The following is a 20,170-nucleotide window of genomic DNA, read 5'->3' on the forward strand; positions in this document are numbered from 1 at the left end:
CCTAATCCTTCTTTTTCCCATTGATAGTATCAAACAATTCTAATGCATTTCCATCAGTTAGCAATGAAATATAATGGCAAATATGAAGCAATCTTTCATATAAATTTTCTTTCTCTAAATGGTGTCTCTCAGGTAATAATTTCAAAATTAATTTATCATAATTAGAATCAGTACCATCGAACTTATTGTTGAAGGCTGTTATGAATTTATCCAATAATGTTTGAATAATCTGATACCCTACTATCTCTTTTTCAATCACTTCGCGACTTTGATAAATATTGTTCACACTGATTTTAATAATATCATCCATCTGTGCTTTATACTTGCTTTTATCCGTCAAAGCATACGGAAATTTTCCATTTAAAATCGCCTCTTCATTATCAATAAAAACTTTTACCGCATCGTTGATTAAACTACCTATAGCCAATGCACGCAAATAACTTATACGGTCTTCTTTTGTTTCTAATGTTTTATATTTCGAAGTATCTATACTGTCTTTTACCAATTTGATTAAGTACTCTAAGGCAAAATCTTCCGAAACCAATCCTAAATTAATTCCATCTTCAAAGTCAATAATCGTATAACAAATATCATCTGCAGCCTCCACTAAATAAGCAAGTGGATGTCTTTCAAAACCTATATCACTACCAGACTTATTAGGAATCATTCCCATCTCTTTTGCTACATCTTCAAAAAACTTTTTATCAGTTTGAAAGAAACCGTATTTTTTATCAGCAATATTTTTGGTTGGTTTTTTGGGCAAACTTTCCTTTGGATATTTCATAAAAGCACCAAGTGTAGCAAATGAAATGCGAAGTCCGCCTTCAATTCCTGGGCGGCTTGCTGTAAGCACCGAAAAACCATTGGCATTCCCTTCAAAATCAATTAAATCCTGCCATTCTTTGTTAGACAATTGGTCTTTGTATTGTTTACCCTTTCCAATTGAAAAATATTCTCCAATTGCTTTCTCCCCAGAGTGACCAAAAGGAGGATTCCCTATATCGTGAGCCAATGAAGCTGCTGCTACAATAGCGCCAAAATCATTCATATGGTAGCCATGTACTTCTTTTAAATGAGGGTATTTATCAATTATCTTTTTACCAACTAATCGCCCTAAAGAACGTCCCACAACTGAAACTTCTAAACTATGCGTCAATCGAGTGTGTACAAAGTCGGTTTTAGAAAGGGGAATCACTTGTGTTTTATCTTGTAAACTTCTAAAAGCGGCAGAGAAAATAATACGGTCGTAATCTACTTCAAAACCCAATCGAGTGTCGTCTTGTTCAATACGTAATCTTTTGCTTGTGTCGCCTTGTCGTTTTAATGATAAAAGTTGTTCCCAGTTCATACTGTTTTTGTCGAATTTGAATATTTGGATAATTATTCAAAGATAGAGAAATACCAATAACTAAAAATAGGTTTCTGTTGATTTATAAAAGCAATAAAAGAAAACCTGCCTTAAATTGAGCAATCAATTAAAAATGATTAAAATCAACAATAAGACTATTTAATAAATTGATACTACAAAACCATTTTTAAACAAACAGATTGTATTTTTACAGCCAATAACTACTAGAGCAATGTCCAAAAAAATAATCATATTAGGAGCGGGTTTAAGCGGATTACTAACTGCTTATCGTTTACAAAACAAAGGTTTTGAAACCGAAATTATCGAAGCCAGAGAACGCATAGGCGGACGAATTCACACCATAAGTACAGATACCGCTCAGGTCGAAATGGGCGCGACCTGGTTTAATGCTATTCATGTTAACTTTAGAAATCTTTTAAGCGAACTAGAATTGGATTATTTTGAACAATTCATGCAAGGCACCTCCTATTTCGAACCATTTTCGGCAGCAGCAGTACAAGAAATCCAGATTCCAGAAAATAGCCCAAGTTATCGTGTTTCGGGTGGCACAAACCAACTTATTCACACCTTAAAAAACAAACTAACAACTATTCCTATTCACTTAAACCAAACTGTTTCTAGTCTGAATTTTGAAAACGAAAAGATTCAAATTAAAACTCAAAATCAATCTTTCGAGGCTGATTATGTGATTTCGACTTTGCCACAAGCTTTGTTTACAAATGACATTATCGTTACTCCTGCTCTTCCACAAAAACTAACCGATATCGCAAATAAAACGCACACTTGGATGCAAGATTCTATTAAAGTTGCTTTTGTTTATGCAACCCCTTTTTGGCGCAACAAGAATTATTCGGGTACTTTATTCAGTAATGTGGGGCCAATAACCGAGTTCTATGATCAATCGAATGCTTCCTTAGATAAATTTGCCCTTTGCGGTTTTATTAGCTCTGGGATGGAAATGTATTCTAAAACAGAACGTTTAGAAAAATTAAAAATACAATTGGTTAAAGTTTTTGGTGAGGACGCAATACATTTTACGTCTTATCACGAAACGGTTTGGGCAAAAGAAAAGCAAACCAAAAGTGCTAACCAAATTGGTTTTATGTATCCACATCAAAACAATGGACATCCTTTATTTAGAGCATCCTACTACAACAATCGCTTGTTCTTTGCAGGGACAGAAACGGCAAATCAATTTCCTGGTTATATGGAAGGGGCTGTAATTGCAGCAGAAAATGCTGTTAATGCCATTTTAAAATTAAAATAAAGTATTTTTATTTAATGGATTGGAGTTCAACAAAATTGATGATGCAATTGTGATTTCCTGAAAAACTACTAATTGTAATCGCTAGCCCCGATTGTAGCGGCATCCTCTAGTGTAAGCGAAAGCAAACACTAGAGATATAGCAAAAAGCGGGACCAATGTTGCTAAAACCAATAAACCGTCTGCTCCTAAAACGACAAAAAACGTTGTTGCTATTAAAAATTCAAGGCTGTACTATGCTTAATTTCCCCCATTACAAAAATAGTTTGGGTATTCCCTATATTGTCAATAGTGGACAATTTATTCATTACAAAGTCCTGATAACTTGCCATATCCTTCACTAATATTTTCAGCATAAAATCATAATCTCCAGCAATATTGTACGACTCTATGATTTCAGGAAGTGCAACAATATCTTTAACAAAATTGCTTCCTACATTTCGAGCGTGCTCTTTTAACCGTACGTTGCAAAAAACAATCATACCCAAATTCATTTTTTGTTTATCCAATAAAGCGACATATTTCATAATATATCCTTCCCTTTCCAATCTTTTTATACGCTCGTAAACTGGTGTTGCGGTTAAGAACAACTTACTCGCTAGGTCTTTTATGTTGATATTAGAGTCTTCTTGAAGGTGTTTTAGAATTTGTATGTCGGTTGCATCTAGATTTTCCATAGTGTTTTTTACTGCTAATGTTATTTATTTAAATACTAAACGAAATTAAATACTGTATTTTTTACAATATATAGTTCATATTACTTAGTTAAAGGCCAAAATTAAGTATTTAATACTAAGCTTATACCTTTGTTTAGAAATAAATACTAAAAAATGAAAACAAACAATTTAGGTTATCCAAGAATAGGCAGCAACAGAGAATTAAAAAAAGCGAGTGAACTATACTGGTCTGGTAAAATCACAGCCGAAGAACTTATTTCTACAGGAAAAAACATCCGAAAAGAAAACTGGGCACTTCAATTTAATGCTGGAATTGATTTAATTCCGTCAAATGACTTCTCTTTTTACGATCAAGTACTTGATTTATCTTTAACGCTTGGCGTTATTCCCGAGCAGTATAAAGCTTTCGCAAAAGAGAATTCGGTGCTCGATTTATATTTTGCTATGGCAAGAGGCGCTCAAAAAGAAGGTCAAGATGTTGTAGCCATGGAAATGACCAAATGGTTTGATACTAATTACCATTATATTGTACCTGAATTTTCTAAAAATCAAGAATTCGAATTGTTTTCAGAAAAAATTATTGACGAATACAAAGAGGCAAAAGCAGCAGGATTTCAAACTAAACCTGTAATTATAGGACCCGTTTCTTATTTACTTCTTGGAAAAGAAAAGCAAGAAGGTTTTCATAGAATTGACCTCATCAATAAACTACTTCCTGTTTATTTTGACATTTTACAAAAATTACAAGAGGAAAAAGTAGAATATGTTCAGTTTGACGAACCTTTTTTGACTTTAAATCTAACGGATATTGAAAGAGCCGCATTAGTGTATGTGTATACTAAAATCAATGAAAAATTCCCAAACATCAAAATCATTCTTGCCAACTATTTTGATTGCTTCGGAGAAAATTTAGCAACTGCTTTATCCCTTCCAGTTCATACTTTCCACTTGGATTTAGTGCGTTGTGCATTGCAATTAGACGATATTCTAGAATCTAATTTATTAGCAAAAACAACTTCGCTTTCACTAGGAGTTATTGACGGTAGAAACATTTGGAAAAATGATTTCAAAAAATCGTTAGCACTAATCCAGAAAGCTACGGATGCTCTTGGAACTGACCGTATTTTTATTGCTCCATCTTGCTCTTTAATTCATTCGCCATGTGACCTAGATTTAGAAACCAATGACGAAACGCTCACTCCAGAAATTAAACAATGGCTGGCTTTCGCCAAACAAAAAGTGGACGAGGTTGTTGTTCTAAGAAATTTAGCTTCGAACGAAATTACGGAGAACGATCAAGCTGTTTTTGAAGAAAATACATTGGCAAATAACAACAGAAAAAAAGCAACAATCATTCACAATGAGGCTGTAAAAAACAGAGTTGCTAGTATTGTCGAAGAAGATTCGAGAAGAAAAAGCCCTTTTTCGGTGAGAAGACAACAACAAATTGACGCTTTACAATTACCGTTGTTCCCAACCACCACTATTGGTTCATTCCCACAAACTCCTGAAGTACGTAGCTGGAGAGCCAAATTTAAAAAAGGAGACTTATCACAATTGGAATATGACGACCTTCTTCGAAAAGAAACCGAAGAAACCATCCGTTTTCAAGAAGAGTCTGGCATTGATGTTTTAGTACATGGTGAATTTGAGCGTAATGATATGGTGGAATATTTTGGAGAACAACTCGATGGATTTGCTTTTACAAAAAACGGTTGGGTTCAAAGCTACGGAAGTCGTTGTGTAAAACCACCCGTTATTTATGGTGATGTATCTCGTCCAAAACCTATGACAGTCAAATGGGCCGAGTTTGCACAATCCTTAACACCTAAATGGGTTAAAGGAATGCTTACAGGACCCGTAACTATCTTGCAATGGTCATTTGTACGTAATGACCAACCAAGATCAGAAACCTGTACACAAATTGCCTTAGCGATTCGTGATGAAGTGGTAGATCTAGAAAATGCTGGAATCAAAATCATACAAATTGATGAACCAGCCATTAGAGAAGGATTGCCATTGCGCAAAGAAGAATGGGCGGCATACCTGGATTGGGCCGTAAAAGCTTTTAGAATTTCGGCAAGTGGTGTAAAAGATGACACTCAAATTCACACACATATGTGTTATAGTGAGTTCAATGATATCATTCAGAATATAGCCGATATGGATGCGGATGTGATTACAATAGAATGTTCCCGTTCCCAAATGGAATTACTAGACGCCTTTGCTTATTTCAAATACCCAAACGAGATTGGACCTGGCGTATATGACATTCATTCACCACGCGTTCCATCGAGTCAAGAAATGGTTCATTTATTAGAAAAAGCAGCTGCCGTGATACCTATTGATCAATTGTGGGTCAACCCCGACTGTGGTTTAAAAACACGCCATTGGGATGAAACCAAAAAAGCATTGATCGAAATGGTTGCCGCAGCTAAAAAAATGCGAATTGCCGTTACCAATACCGCCACTATTTAATTGAAAGCAAAAACCCTAGTGTCTCATACGCACTAGGGTTTTTTGATTATTCGGCTCTACCAAATTCTTCTGGATGATTAAAGTACTGTATGCTTTTCGCTAATTTCCTTTTCTTAACTACATAAGTCCCTGAAAAGCGATCATGCCATCCCCAAGAAACGGATCCTAAGTAGGACAAGCCCTCAAAAGGGATAAAACGACAAATAGTTCGAATAAAAATCATATCGATTGTAGGCTTTAAACCATCACTTTTAACCACGATAGTTCTGGTAACTAATTTAGCTAGTGTTCTTGAGAAATAAACCTCGGTTAAAAAATAATAAAGAAACAGTATTAACAAGCCATAGGATAAAATTGCGGCCCAACTTAGGGTTTCAACCCAATCAGAGACCGTAAATTTATTAGCAACATCGGCTATCAAAATAATGGATGTCCCTACGCTTAAAATAATAATATAAATGAAAAGTAAGTCAAGTAGTAGATTCAAGAAACGCTGCCCTTGACTAGCAAGCAAATGATCTGTAATTGTAAATGTTTTATTTTTCATAATTGCTTTTTTTAAGAATTTAAAAAAGAATTTTAATAAACCATAACCTACTCAAATATAGTGAATTATTCTTAAAATATTAATCAGAATATTCACGATTATGAAGTATAATCAATCTATTTTATAAAAAATAAAGAATAGGCAGAACAAAAAAAAGCTACCTAAAAAGGCAACTCTGTATTTTAAAATATAATCCTCGATCTAGCAAAAGCCAACACGAGTTAGTCTTCAATTCATTTTTTAAACACATCCATGAAAAAACTGTCGGCAATAAAAAGACGATTGCATTCTATAAAAAAGGCTAAAATAAATATCTCGATATTACTAGCTTGTTTTGAATAAACAATCAATTCATTAGTACAAGTAGCATAAAATAAATGTATCATTTTTTTGCTTATTTCCTTAGTTTTTTCAATTGCTCTCATAATTCTGCCATTTGATATTACAAATATACCTCCTATGCAGCTCAATCATTTTATAGAATTATTTGTTAGTTTTATATAATTATACCTCACAAAAAGAACGGTTTAGCTTTTTGAGTTGCAATTAAAAACCGAAATAACTCCAAATAAAGAGCAGCTATCAAAATTGATAGCTGCTCTTTATATTATGACCAATGTTTTGGCTTTTTCAAAACATATCCATCTTTCTTTATAACTTCTAGTTGAAATTGACTATCTACAAGTTTTTTTCGACCAATAGTTAATGACCCTTTTGCAACCAATGAAACAGATTGATTATGCCTTTTTGGTGGAAAAGCAGCAAAAACTCTTTTGTTCTTAAAAATTTCATGTACTGCTCTCATTGGAGGAACTAAATCACTATCGCCAGAAATCAACATTGCCATATCATATTTATCTTGATAAGCGTCAATCAAAATTTGTGTTGCAATATTAACATCAGTCATTTTCTCGTTAAATTTAGGCCAAACATTTTGACATCTTTTACATTCAATTTTATCAGACTGATAATTTCCAAAAAAAATATTAACGTCGATAGCCTCAAGTGCTTCAATGTATGTATTTTGTCTTTTCTGCTTTTCAGGATTATTACTTACCCTACTAGTAAAATACTTAACCTCTACTAAAACCTGATTAGATTGCAATAAATTATTAGACAAAAGAATCAAATCCAGCCACTTACAATAATCAAGCCCAGCTTCTAACATCCCAAAATATAAGTTAAAACCATCTATATAAACGATAACTCTTTCTTTTTTTGTTAAAACATTTGTTTCACTCATCATTTTTTACTTATATTTGCAACACATAAACAACACTAAAGATAGCATCTTTAGTCCGACGCCTCTCTTGAGGCGTTTCTTTTTTTATACCCATAGTAATCTTATCAATTTCTCACAATAAGAATTGATGAAATCACATTTAAAATACATAAAGAACCCTTGCAATTAAATACTAATAAGCAAGGGTTTTGTTTTTTATAACTAAATATTAACTACCACACATTTCACAATCGTCTGGACCTGCATTTTTAGCCAGTTCAATCATTGCTCTGTATTCCTCGGCACTCATGGCCGCTGGTTCTACTGCTTCCACTGCAATTGCAACTTCTTGTTCTTTAATTTCTATTGGTTCTGTTTTTTTATCGTTGTTCAATGTAAATTTAATCGCATCCACTGCCGCTTTCGTTCTTAAATAATACATTCCTGTTTTCAATCCAGATTGCCATGCATAGAAATGCATAGAAGTCAATTTAGAATAGTTAGCATTTTGCATAAACAAGTTCAATGATTGAGATTGATCTACAAAATAACCACGTTGACGTGACATATCTATAATATCTTTCATTGACATTTCCCAAACAGTTTTATACAGTTCTTTCAAATCTTGCGGAATGTTTAAGTCCTGAACTGAACCGTTATTACGCATCAATTCTTGTTTCAACGTTTCGTTCCATAAACCACGTTCTACTAAGTCATGTAACAAATGTTTGTTCACTACAATAAACTCACCCGAAAGTACTCTTCTAGTATAAATATTAGACGTATAAGGTTCAAATGCTTCATTGTTACCTAAGATTTGTGAAGTAGAAGCTGTTGGCATAGGCGCTACCAATAAAGAGTTACGAACTCCATGTTCAACCACTTCTTTTCTTAAAGAACCCCAATCCCAACGACCAGATAGTTCTTCATCTTTCATTCCCCACAAATTGTGTTGGAATTCTCCTTGAGAAATTGGTGACCCTTTGAAAGTAGAATACGGCCCTTCTTCTTTGGCCATTTCCATTGAAGCCGTTACAGCTGCAAAATATAAAGTTTCAAAAATTTCTTGGTTTAGTTTTTTAGCCTCATCAGATGTAAAAGGCAAACGCAACATAATAAAAGCATCCGCTAATCCTTGTACTCCAAGACCAATTGGTCTATGACGCATATTAGAGTTTTTAGCCTCTTCAACAGGATAATAATTTCTATCAATTACCTTATTCAAGTTTCTAGTTACCCGTTTGGTTACTTTGTATAAAGCATCGTGATCAAATTTTCCATTCTCAACAAACATGGGCAATGAAAGTGAAGCTAGGTTACAAACCGCTACCTCATCTGGAGAGGTGTACTCCATAATCTCCGTACACAAGTTAGACGAACGAATCGTTCCTAAATTCTTTTGGTTTGATTTACGGTTAGCTGCATCTTTATATAACATGTATGGCGTTCCAGTCTCGATTTGAGATTCTAGAATTTTCTCCCACAATTCATGCGCTTTGATCGTTTTTCTACCTTTACCTGCTTTTTCATAATCCGTGTACATTTTTTCAAATTCTTCACCATACACATCATACAATCCTGGACATTCGTTTGGACACATTAAAGTCCAATTCCCGTCTTCTTGTACACGCTTCATGAATAAATCTGAAGTCCACATCGCAAAGAATAAATCTCTAGCACGCATTTCTTCTTTTCCAGTATTCTTTTTCAAGTCTAAGAAGTCAAAGATATCCGCATGCCACGTTTCGATATAAATAGCAAAACTTCCTTTACGTTTTCCTCCACCTTGATCTACATAACGTGCTGTATCATTAAACACACGCAACATAGGAACAATCCCGTTTGACGTTCCGTTAGTACCACGTATATAAGAACCTGTCGCACGAACATTATGAATAGAAAGACCTACTCCACCTGCTGATTGAGAAATTTTTGCCGTTTGTTTCAACGTATCATAAATTCCATCAATACTATCATCTTGCATAGCCAAAAGGAAACAAGAAGACATTTGTGGTTTTGGAGTTCCTGAATTAAACAAGGTTGGCGTAGCATGTGTAAAGAACTTTTTAGACATTAAGTCATACGTTTCTAAAACAGAATCTAAATCATCCAAGTGAATCCCCACAGAAACACGCATCAACATATGTTGTGGTCGCTCTACAATTTTCCCGTTTATTTTAAGCAAATAAGAACGTTCTAATGTTTTGAAACCAAAATAATCGTAGTTAAAATCTCTATTGTATATAATATGTGAATTTAAAAATTCAGCATTTTCTTGAATTACTTTATGTACTTCTTCTGATAATAATGGTGCTTTTTGACCATTTCTTGGATTTACATAATGAAACATTTCGTTCATCGTTTCTGAGAACGATTTGTTGGTATTCGAATGTAAATTTGAAATGGCAATTCGAGCCGCTAATTGAGCATAATCAGGGTGTGCGATAGTCATTGACGCTGCTGTTTCAGCTGCCAAATTATCCAATTCTGATGTCGAAACCCCATCGTAAAGTCCTTCAATAACACGCATTGCCACTTTCACAGCATCTACCAAATCATTTAAACCATAGCATAACTTTTTAATTCTATCCGTGATTTTGTCAAACATTACTGGTTCTTTGTGACCATCTCTTTTAATTACATACATAAGCTCAATTGTTTTTTAAAAAACAGAAAATCCCTTTTCTATTTTTTGGGTATTTGTTAATTTTTTTTGGGAAGCTAATCCCGCTCTCATTCCTATCTTTGTGTTTTTTAAAGAAAAAAACACAAAGGATATTCCCTTCCATCGGGGCTAGGTGCCACCGGTAACCTAAAAGCTAATTTCTAAAAATCAGCATCAAAAGATATTTTTTGAGCATCACCATCCGTGTTCATCACACCTGATTTTTGATATTCAGCCACTTTCTTTTCGAAGAAATTGGTTTTCCCTTGCAATGAAATCATATCCATAAAATCAAAAGGATTTGTAGTATTGTATTCTCTTTCACAACCTAATTCCACCAATAATCTATCAGCCACAAACTCTAAATATTGAGTCATCAATACGGCATTCATCCCTATCAAACTTACAGGAAGTGATTCTGTAATAAATTCTCTTTCGATGTTTAACGCATCTACAATAATACTTCTAATTCTTTCTTTTGGCACTTTATTCACCAAGTGATGGTTGTGTAAATGCACTGCAAAATCACAATGAACTCCTTCGTCACGAGAAATCAACTCATTAGAAAAAGTTAATCCAGGCATTAATCCACGTTTTTTCAACCAGTAAATAGAACAAAATGCTCCCGAGAAGAAAATCCCTTCTACCGCTGCAAAAGCAATTAATCGTTCTGCAAACGAATCCGATTCAATCCATTGTAAAGCCCAATCTGCTTTTTTCTTAATGGCAGGGAAAACTTCTAATGCATTAAACAATTCATCTTTCTCAGCTTCATCTTTTACATAAGTATCAATTAATAAAGAATACGTTTCACTATGAATATTCTCCATCATGATTTGAAAACCATAAAAGAATTTTGCTTCCGCATATTGTACTTCGTTTACAAAATTTTCAGCTAAATTTTCATTTACGATACCATCTGAAGCAGCAAAAAAAGCTAAGATATGTTTTACAAAATAACGCTCGTCATCAGAAAGTTTATTATTCCAGTCATTTAAATCTTGAGATAGATCTATTTCTTCAGCTGTCCAAAAACTAGCTTCCATACTTTTATAAAATTCCCATATATCATGGTGCTTGATAGGAAAAATTACGAAACGATTTTTATTCTCTTGTAATATTGGTTCAATTTGCGACATTGTAGTTGTTTATTTTTTGAAAATTTATGTATTCCGTGGATTACAAAGATTGGAAAATATTGCCATTATTAAAAGCCAAACTTATCCACAATCGGCACTAGTTTTTAACAAACATAAAAATTAGGATTCTTTTTTGACGTAAATACAATTGACTGAAAAACAGTATTTTAAAAATTTAAAAGTGTCGTTAAGCACCGTAATACATAGGATTTTTAAAATCCAAATACAATGATTTAACAATGTTTTTTTGTTAAATTTTTTCCTTCCAAATAAAAATTAATAGACAATTTGTTTCGGATAATCGAATCGAAAACAAAATACTTTAATCTAAGATGCAAATGAATTAAAGTTTCATCTCAAGAGCCACTTTTTCAAGCTCTAAATACCAATCCTCACCAAATTTTCGAACTAAAGCCTCTTTTACAAATTTATAAACAGGTACTTCAAGCTCTTGACCTAGTGAACAGGCTGGATCACAAATATCCCATTTGTCATAATTAACAGCGGCAAATTCAGTAAAATCTTTTACACGTATTGGATACAAATGACAAGAAACAGGTTTTTTCCAGTCAATTATTCCTTGATTGTAGGCTTGTTCAATACCACAAAGTGCCGTTTTACCATCAAAAATAACATAAGCACAATCTTTATTGTCAATCAGTGGCGTTTCAAGATCACCATCTGTTCCTTTTACCCAAACTCCTTGTGCCTCAATAGCTTCAATTCCTTGTTTACGAAGAAATGGTTTTACTTTTGGATAGATTTCTTCCAGAATTTTTGTCTCCTCTAAACTTAGTGGTGCACCAGCATCTCCATCTACACAACAAGCGCCCTTACAAGCAGACAAATTGCAAACAAAATCTTTACTTAATATATCTTCTGAGACGATGGTTTTTCCTAACTGAAACATGCTTTTTTTTATAACTATTGAGAATGCAAAGGTAGCATTAAAGTAATCAAGTTGCAAAGGAAAGCGTCATAAGCAATAAAACCACTGCGGTTTAAACCACTATTATTAAAGACCATAAATAAACCCGTACAGCAACTCTGTTTTTTATTTAGGAACAATTTCTTTTTTTAACACAAATAGTTCATTTTTAATCAATTTACATCAAAAAAAGAGAGAGAAATAGCTATCTCCGTAAAGCATTTAAAAATCAAAAATAATTGTACTTTTGTGCCCATAAAAAATTAAAAAAATGTTTGAGTTAAGTTGGAAAGAAATTGCTACCGTTGGAATGGTATTGTTTGCCGTAATTGATATTTTAGGAAGCATTCCTATTATTGTTGATTTACGTACTAAAGTAGGGCATATCCAGTCTGAGAAAGCCACTATTGTAGCCATGATCATTATGATTCTATTTCTTTTTGCTGGAGAAGAATTGCTAAACATAATTGGAATTGATGTCAATTCATTTGCAGTGGCTGGTTCTTTTGTATTATTTTTTCTAGCTTTAGAAATGATTTTAGGTATTCGTTTATATAAGGACGAAGAGGAATCTACAACTGCTTCAATCGTTCCCATTGCCTTCCCATTAATTGCTGGCGCTGGAACCATGACCACTTTGTTATCCTTAAAATCTCAATACCATACAATCAACATCATTATTGCCATTTTACTCAATATGATCGTCGTTTACCTAGTTTTAAAATCATCTTCAAAAATCGAGCAAATGCTTGGAAAATCTGGCTTAGGTGTCATCAGAAAAGTTTTTGGAGTTGTTTTGCTGGCAATTGCTGTTAAATTATTCGGCGCTAATGTTAAAGGTTTGTTTGTCTAATATTTTTTTTTATAAATTTACCCCCTAATGTACTCTGTAAATATAATCTGATTTTTAAGAGAAAAACATTTTTTAAAAAGAACACTCTCAATATTTTTTATATTTTCGGAACAAAAAAAAAAACATTATGAAAATCTTTACTAACATATTAGTGTTTCTAGCATTGGCACTTATTGTTTTCAATATTACTTTGTTAGACTTCAAACACCCGTTTCAAGGAGATAGCGTAGTTGCTTTCATAGGAATTGCCGCTTCGTTTTGTGCTGTATTAATTCTTTTAATTTTTAGAATGTCTAAAAAGATAGAAGAAAAAATGAATGATAAGTTATAACACCTATGTTCGATGTATTAATTATTGGTGGTGGAGTTTCAGGGATATCTTGTGCACTTGTCTTAGGTTCTGCAAAAAACAAATCCTTTGTCACTGACAAGCAAATTGGAGTTATCACTCATCAAAAAGCATCTTCGCTTCAGGACGCCCTTTTTAATAATGCCTATGGAATTGCTCCAGGAACATTAGGGACTACTCTACTACAAGAAAGTACACAACATTTATCAGAGGCTTATCCTCATATAAAGCAAATACCAAACGAAAAAGTCCTTAAAGTTGAAGGGGTTTATCCAGAGTTTACTATTACTACAAATAAAAACACCTATACAAGTAAAATTGTTGTTATTGGTATAGGATCCGCAAATACGTTTGCTATTGAAGGATTAATGCAATATGTAGAACCACACCGAAAAGCACTACCCGAAAAACAACGAATCCAGCTACAAAATTCAGATCATAAAGTCGCTGATGGAATTTATGTTATCGGAACTTTGGCAGGATGGAGAAGCCAGCTGGCTATTGCTGCAGGAAGTGGCGCTGCGGTAGCTACAGATATTCTTACTTTATGGAATAACGGCATCCAAACCCATGCGCACGACAGCATTAGATAAATAGAAATTAGCATATTAGAAAATTAATAGTAGATTTACCTTTTTTATAAATCAACACTATGTTTTCATTTCTACTTGGCCTACTCAGACTTATCGTTTTTATCCTATATATTTCCTTTTTTTCATTAACCTTTTATTTGGCAAGTTTTTTTTGGAGTGAAAAAACTACAAATCGCAATGCCCTAATCCTACGTGATTTTATAATAAAAACAACAAATCAAATTTTAGGAATCCGCACTATTGTTTATGGTGAATTACCGAAAACTCAAGGGTTAATTGTAGCCAATCACCGTTCTTATTTTGATCCAATAGTAATTGTAAGTCATATTCATGCTTATCCTGTAGGCAAAAAAGAAGTAGCGTCATGGCCACTTATTGGCTATCTCTGTAAAATATCAGGAGTGATTTTTGTTGAACGAGAGTGCCAAGACAGCAGACAGAAAACGTGTGACATGATCAAGAAAACACTAAATGAAGGATCTTCAATAATTAATTTCCCTGAAGGAACAACTGATATTTTACCCACCACATTACCTTTTAATTATGGTTCGTTTAAAACTGCAACTCAAATAAAAGCAGCAATAATTCCTGTTGCAATAGACTATAAAGTAAAATCAGATGCCTTTGTAAATGACGACACTTTTATCCCTCATTTTTTAAAATGTTTTGGAAAACCAATTACCGAAATAAAGATTACTTATTTCCCACCAATCTATTCCAATGATGCTGAATTTTTATTAAATACATCTAAAGTAATGATTGACAAAGAACTTATTCGCTTTAGAAAAGATTGGGATAGTGAAAAATAAAAGACCTTAAAAAGAATCAATTTACTAAGAAACCGATACGGAATGAATCTTATTTCTTCTCCAAAATTTCCTTTGTAATAGCATTAACTTCTTTTATCAATAAAGGAAAAGCAGGCTCAGGCATGGAGACATGATCAAATCCTTCGAGCTTGTATAACGTAGTACGTTTGTGACCTGCAAGTTTCATCATACGCCACATATAGGCATTTTCTTCATAACGCCCCAGCATTTCCAATTCAGGATCACCCGTAATAAGTACTAAGGGTGGCGCATCAGGACGAACAAAATAAAGAGGTGCATATTCATCTATTAAAGGCTGAATATCATTCATCCCTTTTTCTTTACGAATGGTAAAATGAGTAATTGTATGCCCACTAAAAGGAATGTTTCCTGCTATTTTATTGGCGTCAATGCCATACTTACTTAAATACTTTTTATCAAGACCTACCATCATAATAAGATAACCGCCAGCCGAATGCCCCGATAAAAAAATTAAATTCGGATTCCCTCCATAATTACTAATATGTTGAAAAGCCCACGCTATCGCCGCAGCAGCATCCTCAATATACACTGGTGCTTTCACTTTGGGTGAAAACCTATAGCCTACTCCTATTACTGCGAAACCTTTTTCTAATAATGCAGTTGGTATTTCTTTATGTCCTCCAGTAAGTCCTCCTCCATGAAACCAAACCACTGTAGCGAAATTGCTCGTTTTTTTAGGATAATAAATATCCAAAGTACATTGAGAGTCTATATATTTATCACTTTTACTTAGTGAATCTGAATAATAATGAATGTCTTTTTCTAACGAATATTGTTGTTGTGCAATTCCCGAAAAAGTCGATAATAGTACCAGTAAAAAAAAGAGTTTCTTCATCATTATTTTTAAAATTAAAATCTTAACCTATCACAAATTGAGATGTATTTATTTTAAGACTGCTTTTATCATTGCGTCTTCTTTTAAAATCACCTCATAATAACTGCTCTCTCCATAAAACTGTCTAGCTAGTTCGGCTGTAAGGTATCGCTTCACAATCGCCTTGTTTTTGACAAATTTTATATCCAATCCATTTTTGGAAAGAAACTTTTGGAAAGCATTAAAATACAAATCGGTTTCGTTCATTTTTGCAACAAATTGCTCTAAAGACAATCCTTTAAAAACAGTACGGTTTTTGTCTAATTGTTCGAAAACAAAATTTCCAACAATTCCAGATTGCATGAGATAAACAGTGTTCTCATTTCCGTGTTCTAAAGCAATAGGAACAAAAACATCAGGAACAATCCCTCCGCCACCGTAAACTAGTTTCCCTTTTGGCGTTTTGAATTTTAGACTATCCACTACTTTAATACTGTCTTTCTCGTACAATTCCCCATTAGCAAATCGAGATTCCGACTCCTTAAAATAGGATTCATTCCCTTTTGTGTACGGTTTTTGTATAGAGCGACCAGTGGGGGTATAATATCTAGCAACAGTTAATCTAACTGCCGAACCATCGTCAAAATCCATTTCACGCTGTACTAATCCTTTCCCAAAAGAACGACGTCCCACAATAGTTCCTCGGTCATTATCTTGTATAGCACCCGCTAAAATCTCACTTGCTGAAGCACTATTCTCATTAATTAAAACAAAAACATTTCCAGTTTCAAAGTCTCCTTTTTTTGTTGCATAGGTTTTATCAACCTTCCCTTTTTTATTTTTGGTGAAAACAATTAACTCTTTATCTTTCAATAATTCATCAGCAATTTCAATGGCTTCTTCCATGTATCCACCACCATTATCCCTAAGATCAATAACCAATGTTTGAGCACCTTCTTTTTTCAATTTCAACAAACCAACTTTAAATTCCTCATAAGTGGTTTCTGCAAATCGGTTTATTTTTATATATCCTGTTTTGGCATTTAGTAATAATGAAACATCCACACTTTTTAAAGGAATGACATCTCGGATAATATTTAATTTTAATTTTTTATGCTCCGATTTTCTATAAATAGTGAGTGATACTTCCGAGCCTTTCTCTCCTTTTAAATAGGAATATAAACTATCACTAGGTAATTTACGACCAAATAATTTTGTCTTATCGGCATATAAAATTCGGTCACCCGCTTTGATTCCCGCTTTTGCCGAAGGGCCATTTTCAACTGGTTTTATTATCGCTACTGAATCATTATACATGTAAAAATTAACGCCAATTCCCACAAAATTACCTTTCATGTTTTCTGCAACTTGCGCTTGCTCACTTGGCGGAACATATACAGAATGTGGATCTAGTTGTCCTAAAATATTATCAACTGTAATATTCACAATTGAATCCGTATTTACATCATCAACGTACTCATTATCAATGAAATCAATTAATTTATTGAGTTTGTTTTTAGAACTACTTTTTGCTACTAGAAAATCATCATTGGAATTATTAAAATACTTACCAAGAACGATCCCCAACGACAGCGTTGCACAAATAATTATAGGCAAATATATTTTATTGATGTTCATTTATTCTTCTAATAATGGAATATGTTCGACCACCACACCCGCTTTCTTTAAAAACTGAATTCCAGAATCATCTCGATATCCTTTGTGATACACTACTCTCTTTATACCCGATTGATGTATCAATTTACTACATTCTTTACAGGGTGAAAGTGTAATATACAAAGTTGCTCCTTCGCAGGATTGAGTAGATCTTGCCACCTTTAATATGGCATTAGCTTCTGCATGTAAAACATCCCAACGTGTTAATCCTTCTTCGTCTTCACAACAATTTTCAAAACCAGAAGGAGTTCCATTATATCCATCAGAAATTATCATTCGGTCGCGAACAATAATAGCACCTACTTGTTTGCGCTTACAGTAGGACAAAAGCCCCCACTCTGTTGCAATTCTGAGGTAGGCTTTATCGTACTTATTTAACTTTTTATCTTCCATTTTATTATCTGAACCAAATTTCATTTTCAATAATCATAGGCAATACTACCCCTATTATAAATGCTGACATAACCAAAGTCCAATCTCTTTTAGAAAACCTAAAAATGGTTTGAACAATATATGACAAAACTAAAACAATAAAAACAACTACAATTTGTGCCGCCTCAATACCTAAGGCAAATTCTCCTAATGGCAGTAATTTAGAGGTTGCCGTTCCGCCAAGAATGGATTTAAAATAATTTGAAAATCCCAAACCATGAACAATCCCAAAGAACAGTACAATAAAAAATACCAAATTAATGCTTTCTTTCTTGTTCGACTTACCAGCTGTAAAAAGGTTAAATAGCGCCGTTACTAATATGGTTATAGGAATTAATAATTCTACAACATTAACTTTAATAGCAATAATTCCAAATACAGAAAGAATCAAGGCCATAGTATGCCCAATTGTAAAAAGGGAAACTAAGAGTATAATTCTTTTCCAATCTCTAAAAGAGAATGGAACCGCCAAAGCGATTAAAAACAAAACATGATCATAAGAATGTATATCTAAAACATGTTTTAATCCTATTTGAAAATAAATCCAAAATTCTGACATAGGTTTTTTTATTAAATTGATAAAGGGGTTGTAAACTTACGATTTATTTTGAAAATGTTGGATTCGAAATCCCAATTCCAAGAATAATATTATAATTAAAACTAAGGTTGTTAAAGAAAAATTAAAAAGAAAATTAATAATTTAAAAATTGAATTATCTTTGTCGAATATAAATAAAAAATTAACTATGTCATTTTCAGATTTATTTGATAACGAATTCAAACAAAGAAACAAAGGTCACTTTGCTTCTATAGTAAGATTAGCATTAGCTGATGGTGTTTTTGCTCCAGAAGAAAAAGAGTTTCTAGACAAATTAGCCATAAGACTTGAAATATCTGCAGCAGAATACGAAGAAATTTTAGAGAACCCAACAAAATACCCAATCAACCCTCCTTACTTAAACTCTCAAAGAATTGAGCGTTTATTTGATTTGGCTCGAATCGTAAATGTTGATCACCATTTAGGTGACAACCAAGAAGTGATGCTAGAAAAACTTAGTTTAGGTATTGGATTCACACCCGAAAACGTAAAAGCTGTTGTTGCAACAGCACTTTCATTAGCAGATGAAAAAGCAGATTTAGATACTTTCATACTAGAAATAGAGAAAGCGGAAAAAATGAACTAATTATATAAAAAAAGCTTCCGAAATTTCGGAAGCTTTTTTTATATTTTTAATACTTACTCAATTTGGCTTCAAGCATAAACTCCTCTGCTTTTTCAACCATATTGTAACTCCCACAAAAGAAAGGTACTCTTTCATGCAATTCTGTTGGTTCAATTTCCATTATTCTTCCAAAACCATCAGACGCTTTTCCTCCAGCTTGTTCAACAATAAAAGCCATTGGATTACACTCATAGAGTAATCTTAATTTTCCTTTTGGAGCTTTAGAACTTGTAGGGTAAATATAAATACCTCCTTTGATCATATTCCTATGAATATCCGAAACCAAACTTCCTATATAGCGAGAAGTATAAGGCCTGTCTCCTTCTTCGGATTGACAATACTTAAGATAATTTTTTACTCCTTGTGGAAAATGGATATAATTCCCCTCATTTATGGAATAGATATTTCCATCTTCAGAAAACTTCATATCAGGATGTGATAAGTAAAACGTCCCAATAGCGGGATTTAAGGTAAAACCATTTACTCCATGACCTGTAGTATAAACAATCATCGTTGATGTTCCATAAATAACATATCCAGCAGCAACTTGATTTGTACCAGGTTGCAAAAAATCTTCTAAAGTAACAGGTGTTCCTATAGGAGTTATTCTTCTATAAACCGAAAAAATAGTTCCAACAGAAACATTTACATCTATATTAGAAGAGCCATCTAATGGATCCATGAGCACAACGTATTTATTGTTATGACTATGATCACTTCCTTCAACTGTTATAAATTCATCATTTTCTTCAGAAGCAATACCACAAACAATTTCCCTATTGATTAAAGTTTGAATAAAAACTTCATTGGCATATACATCTAATTTTTGCTGATCTTCTCCTTGAATATTTTGTTCTCCAGCTGCCCCAATAATATCAACCAGACCTGCTTTATTAACTTTGTAATTGACAACCTTGGCTGCCAAACGAATGGAATTGATAATCCTTGATAATTCACCTGACGAATATTGAAAGGCATTTTGGTTTTCAATGATGAATTCTCCTAGTGTTGTGTTGCGTTCTTTCATTACGAAATCGTTGTAGTTTTTTTGAAGTCACAAATATCGTTTTTTTTGTGAAAATGAATTGAA

General features: G+C 33.3%; 19 protein-coding genes. 7 read left to right on the forward strand and 12 right to left on the reverse strand.

The window, feature by feature from the left end; all coding sequences use genetic code 11:
- Nucleotide 1 precedes the first annotated feature (1 nt).
- Nucleotides 2-1,348, reverse strand: coding sequence for a deoxyguanosinetriphosphate triphosphohydrolase (locus AB3G33_RS02195; RefSeq protein ID WP_367772290.1), 1,347 nt, complete (start codon nt 1,346-1,348; stop codon nt 2-4).
- Between the two features lie 232 nt (nt 1,349-1,580).
- Between AB3G33_RS02195 and AB3G33_RS02200 the strand changes: the two genes are divergently transcribed.
- Entirely contained in the window at nt 1,581-2,636 is a 1,056-nt protein-coding gene (locus AB3G33_RS02200; RefSeq protein WP_367772291.1) for a flavin monoamine oxidase family protein, read from the forward strand.
- A 212-nt stretch (nt 2,637-2,848) separates the two neighbouring features.
- Here AB3G33_RS02200 and AB3G33_RS02205 read toward each other — a convergent pair whose 3' ends face one another.
- Complete coding sequence (locus AB3G33_RS02205; RefSeq protein ID WP_367755547.1) at nt 2,849-3,310, reverse strand: Lrp/AsnC family transcriptional regulator; 462 nt, start codon at nt 3,308-3,310, stop codon at nt 2,849-2,851.
- Between the two features lie 153 nt (nt 3,311-3,463).
- On the opposite strand from AB3G33_RS02205, the gene metE reads away from it, so the two are divergent.
- Entirely contained in the window at nt 3,464-5,788 is a 2,325-nt protein-coding gene (metE, locus tag AB3G33_RS02210) for a 5-methyltetrahydropteroyltriglutamate--homocysteine S-methyltransferase (protein ID WP_367772293.1), read from the forward strand.
- A gap of 46 nt (nt 5,789-5,834) precedes the next feature.
- On the opposite strand, the gene AB3G33_RS02215 is transcribed toward metE, so the two are convergent.
- From AB3G33_RS02215 to AB3G33_RS02235, 5 genes are all read right to left on the reverse strand, one after another.
- Complete coding sequence (locus AB3G33_RS02215; protein ID WP_367772295.1) at nt 5,835-6,335, reverse strand: RDD family protein; 501 nt, start codon at nt 6,333-6,335, stop codon at nt 5,835-5,837.
- A 607-nt stretch (nt 6,336-6,942) separates the two neighbouring features.
- A complete protein-coding gene (locus tag AB3G33_RS02220) occupies nt 6,943-7,581 on the reverse strand; it encodes an NYN domain-containing protein (protein ID WP_367772296.1) in 639 nt (212 codons plus the stop codon).
- A 205-nt stretch (nt 7,582-7,786) separates the two neighbouring features.
- A complete protein-coding gene (locus AB3G33_RS02225) occupies nt 7,787-10,204 on the reverse strand; it encodes a ribonucleoside-diphosphate reductase subunit alpha (RefSeq protein WP_367755559.1) in 2,418 nt (805 codons plus the stop codon).
- A 179-nt stretch (nt 10,205-10,383) separates the two neighbouring features.
- On the reverse strand, nt 10,384-11,361 hold the full coding sequence (locus AB3G33_RS02230) for a ribonucleotide-diphosphate reductase subunit beta (RefSeq protein WP_187018179.1): 978 nt from the start codon (nt 11,359-11,361) through the stop codon (nt 10,384-10,386).
- A gap of 343 nt (nt 11,362-11,704) precedes the next feature.
- The gene (locus tag AB3G33_RS02235; RefSeq protein WP_367755563.1) at nt 11,705-12,271 is read right to left on the reverse strand and encodes a DUF3109 family protein; all 567 of its coding nucleotides are present in this window, start codon (nt 12,269-12,271) and stop codon (nt 11,705-11,707) included.
- Nucleotides 12,272-12,560: 289 nt separating this feature from the next.
- Here AB3G33_RS02235 and AB3G33_RS02240 point away from each other — a divergent pair, with 289 nt between their 5' ends.
- The 4 genes from AB3G33_RS02240 (at nt 12,561) to AB3G33_RS02255 (ending at nt 14,893) form a co-directional block, all read left to right on the forward strand.
- Nucleotides 12,561-13,142 (forward strand): MarC family protein, encoded by a 582-nt coding sequence (locus tag AB3G33_RS02240; protein WP_367772298.1) that lies wholly within the window; start codon nt 12,561-12,563, stop codon nt 13,140-13,142.
- Nucleotides 13,143-13,269: 127 nt separating this feature from the next.
- Complete coding sequence (locus AB3G33_RS02245) at nt 13,270-13,473, forward strand: hypothetical protein (protein ID WP_367755567.1); 204 nt, start codon at nt 13,270-13,272, stop codon at nt 13,471-13,473.
- A gap of 5 nt (nt 13,474-13,478) precedes the next feature.
- Nucleotides 13,479-14,084, forward strand: a complete 606-nt coding sequence (locus AB3G33_RS02250; RefSeq protein ID WP_367772300.1) for an FAD-dependent oxidoreductase — start codon at nt 13,479-13,481, stop codon at nt 14,082-14,084.
- A 137-nt stretch (nt 14,085-14,221) separates the two neighbouring features.
- Complete coding sequence (locus AB3G33_RS02255) at nt 14,222-14,893, forward strand: lysophospholipid acyltransferase family protein (protein ID WP_367772302.1); 672 nt, start codon at nt 14,222-14,224, stop codon at nt 14,891-14,893.
- A 49-nt stretch (nt 14,894-14,942) separates the two neighbouring features.
- Here AB3G33_RS02255 and AB3G33_RS02260 read toward each other — a convergent pair whose 3' ends face one another.
- The 4 genes from AB3G33_RS02260 to AB3G33_RS02275 are packed head-to-tail and all read right to left on the reverse strand — an operon-like array spanning nt 14,943 to nt 18,417.
- Nucleotides 14,943-15,773: an alpha/beta hydrolase gene (locus AB3G33_RS02260; RefSeq protein ID WP_367772304.1), complete on the reverse strand. Its 831-nt coding sequence runs from the start codon at nt 15,771-15,773 to the stop codon at nt 14,943-14,945.
- 45 nt (nt 15,774-15,818) lie between these two features.
- Nucleotides 15,819-17,387 (reverse strand): S41 family peptidase, encoded by a 1,569-nt coding sequence (locus AB3G33_RS02265; RefSeq protein WP_367772306.1) that lies wholly within the window; start codon nt 17,385-17,387, stop codon nt 15,819-15,821.
- Nucleotides 17,388-17,819, reverse strand: a complete 432-nt coding sequence (locus tag AB3G33_RS02270) for a cytidine/deoxycytidylate deaminase family protein (RefSeq protein WP_367774073.1) — start codon at nt 17,817-17,819, stop codon at nt 17,388-17,390.
- A 4-nt stretch (nt 17,820-17,823) separates the two neighbouring features.
- Nucleotides 17,824-18,417 (reverse strand): HupE/UreJ family protein, encoded by a 594-nt coding sequence (locus tag AB3G33_RS02275; protein WP_367772308.1) that lies wholly within the window; start codon nt 18,415-18,417, stop codon nt 17,824-17,826.
- 186 nt (nt 18,418-18,603) lie between these two features.
- On the opposite strand from AB3G33_RS02275, the gene AB3G33_RS02280 reads away from it, so the two are divergent.
- The gene (locus tag AB3G33_RS02280) at nt 18,604-19,041 is read left to right on the forward strand and encodes a TerB family tellurite resistance protein (protein ID WP_367755578.1); all 438 of its coding nucleotides are present in this window, start codon (nt 18,604-18,606) and stop codon (nt 19,039-19,041) included.
- Nucleotides 19,042-19,087: 46 nt separating this feature from the next.
- On the opposite strand, the gene fbp is transcribed toward AB3G33_RS02280, so the two are convergent.
- Nucleotides 19,088-20,107 (reverse strand): class 1 fructose-bisphosphatase, encoded by a 1,020-nt coding sequence (fbp, locus tag AB3G33_RS02285; protein ID WP_367772310.1) that lies wholly within the window; start codon nt 20,105-20,107, stop codon nt 19,088-19,090.
- Nucleotides 20,108-20,170 lie beyond the last annotated feature (63 nt).

Source organism: Flavobacterium sp. WC2421 (genome assembly GCF_040822115.1).
Lineage (GTDB): Bacteria > Bacteroidota > Bacteroidia > Flavobacteriales > Flavobacteriaceae > Flavobacterium.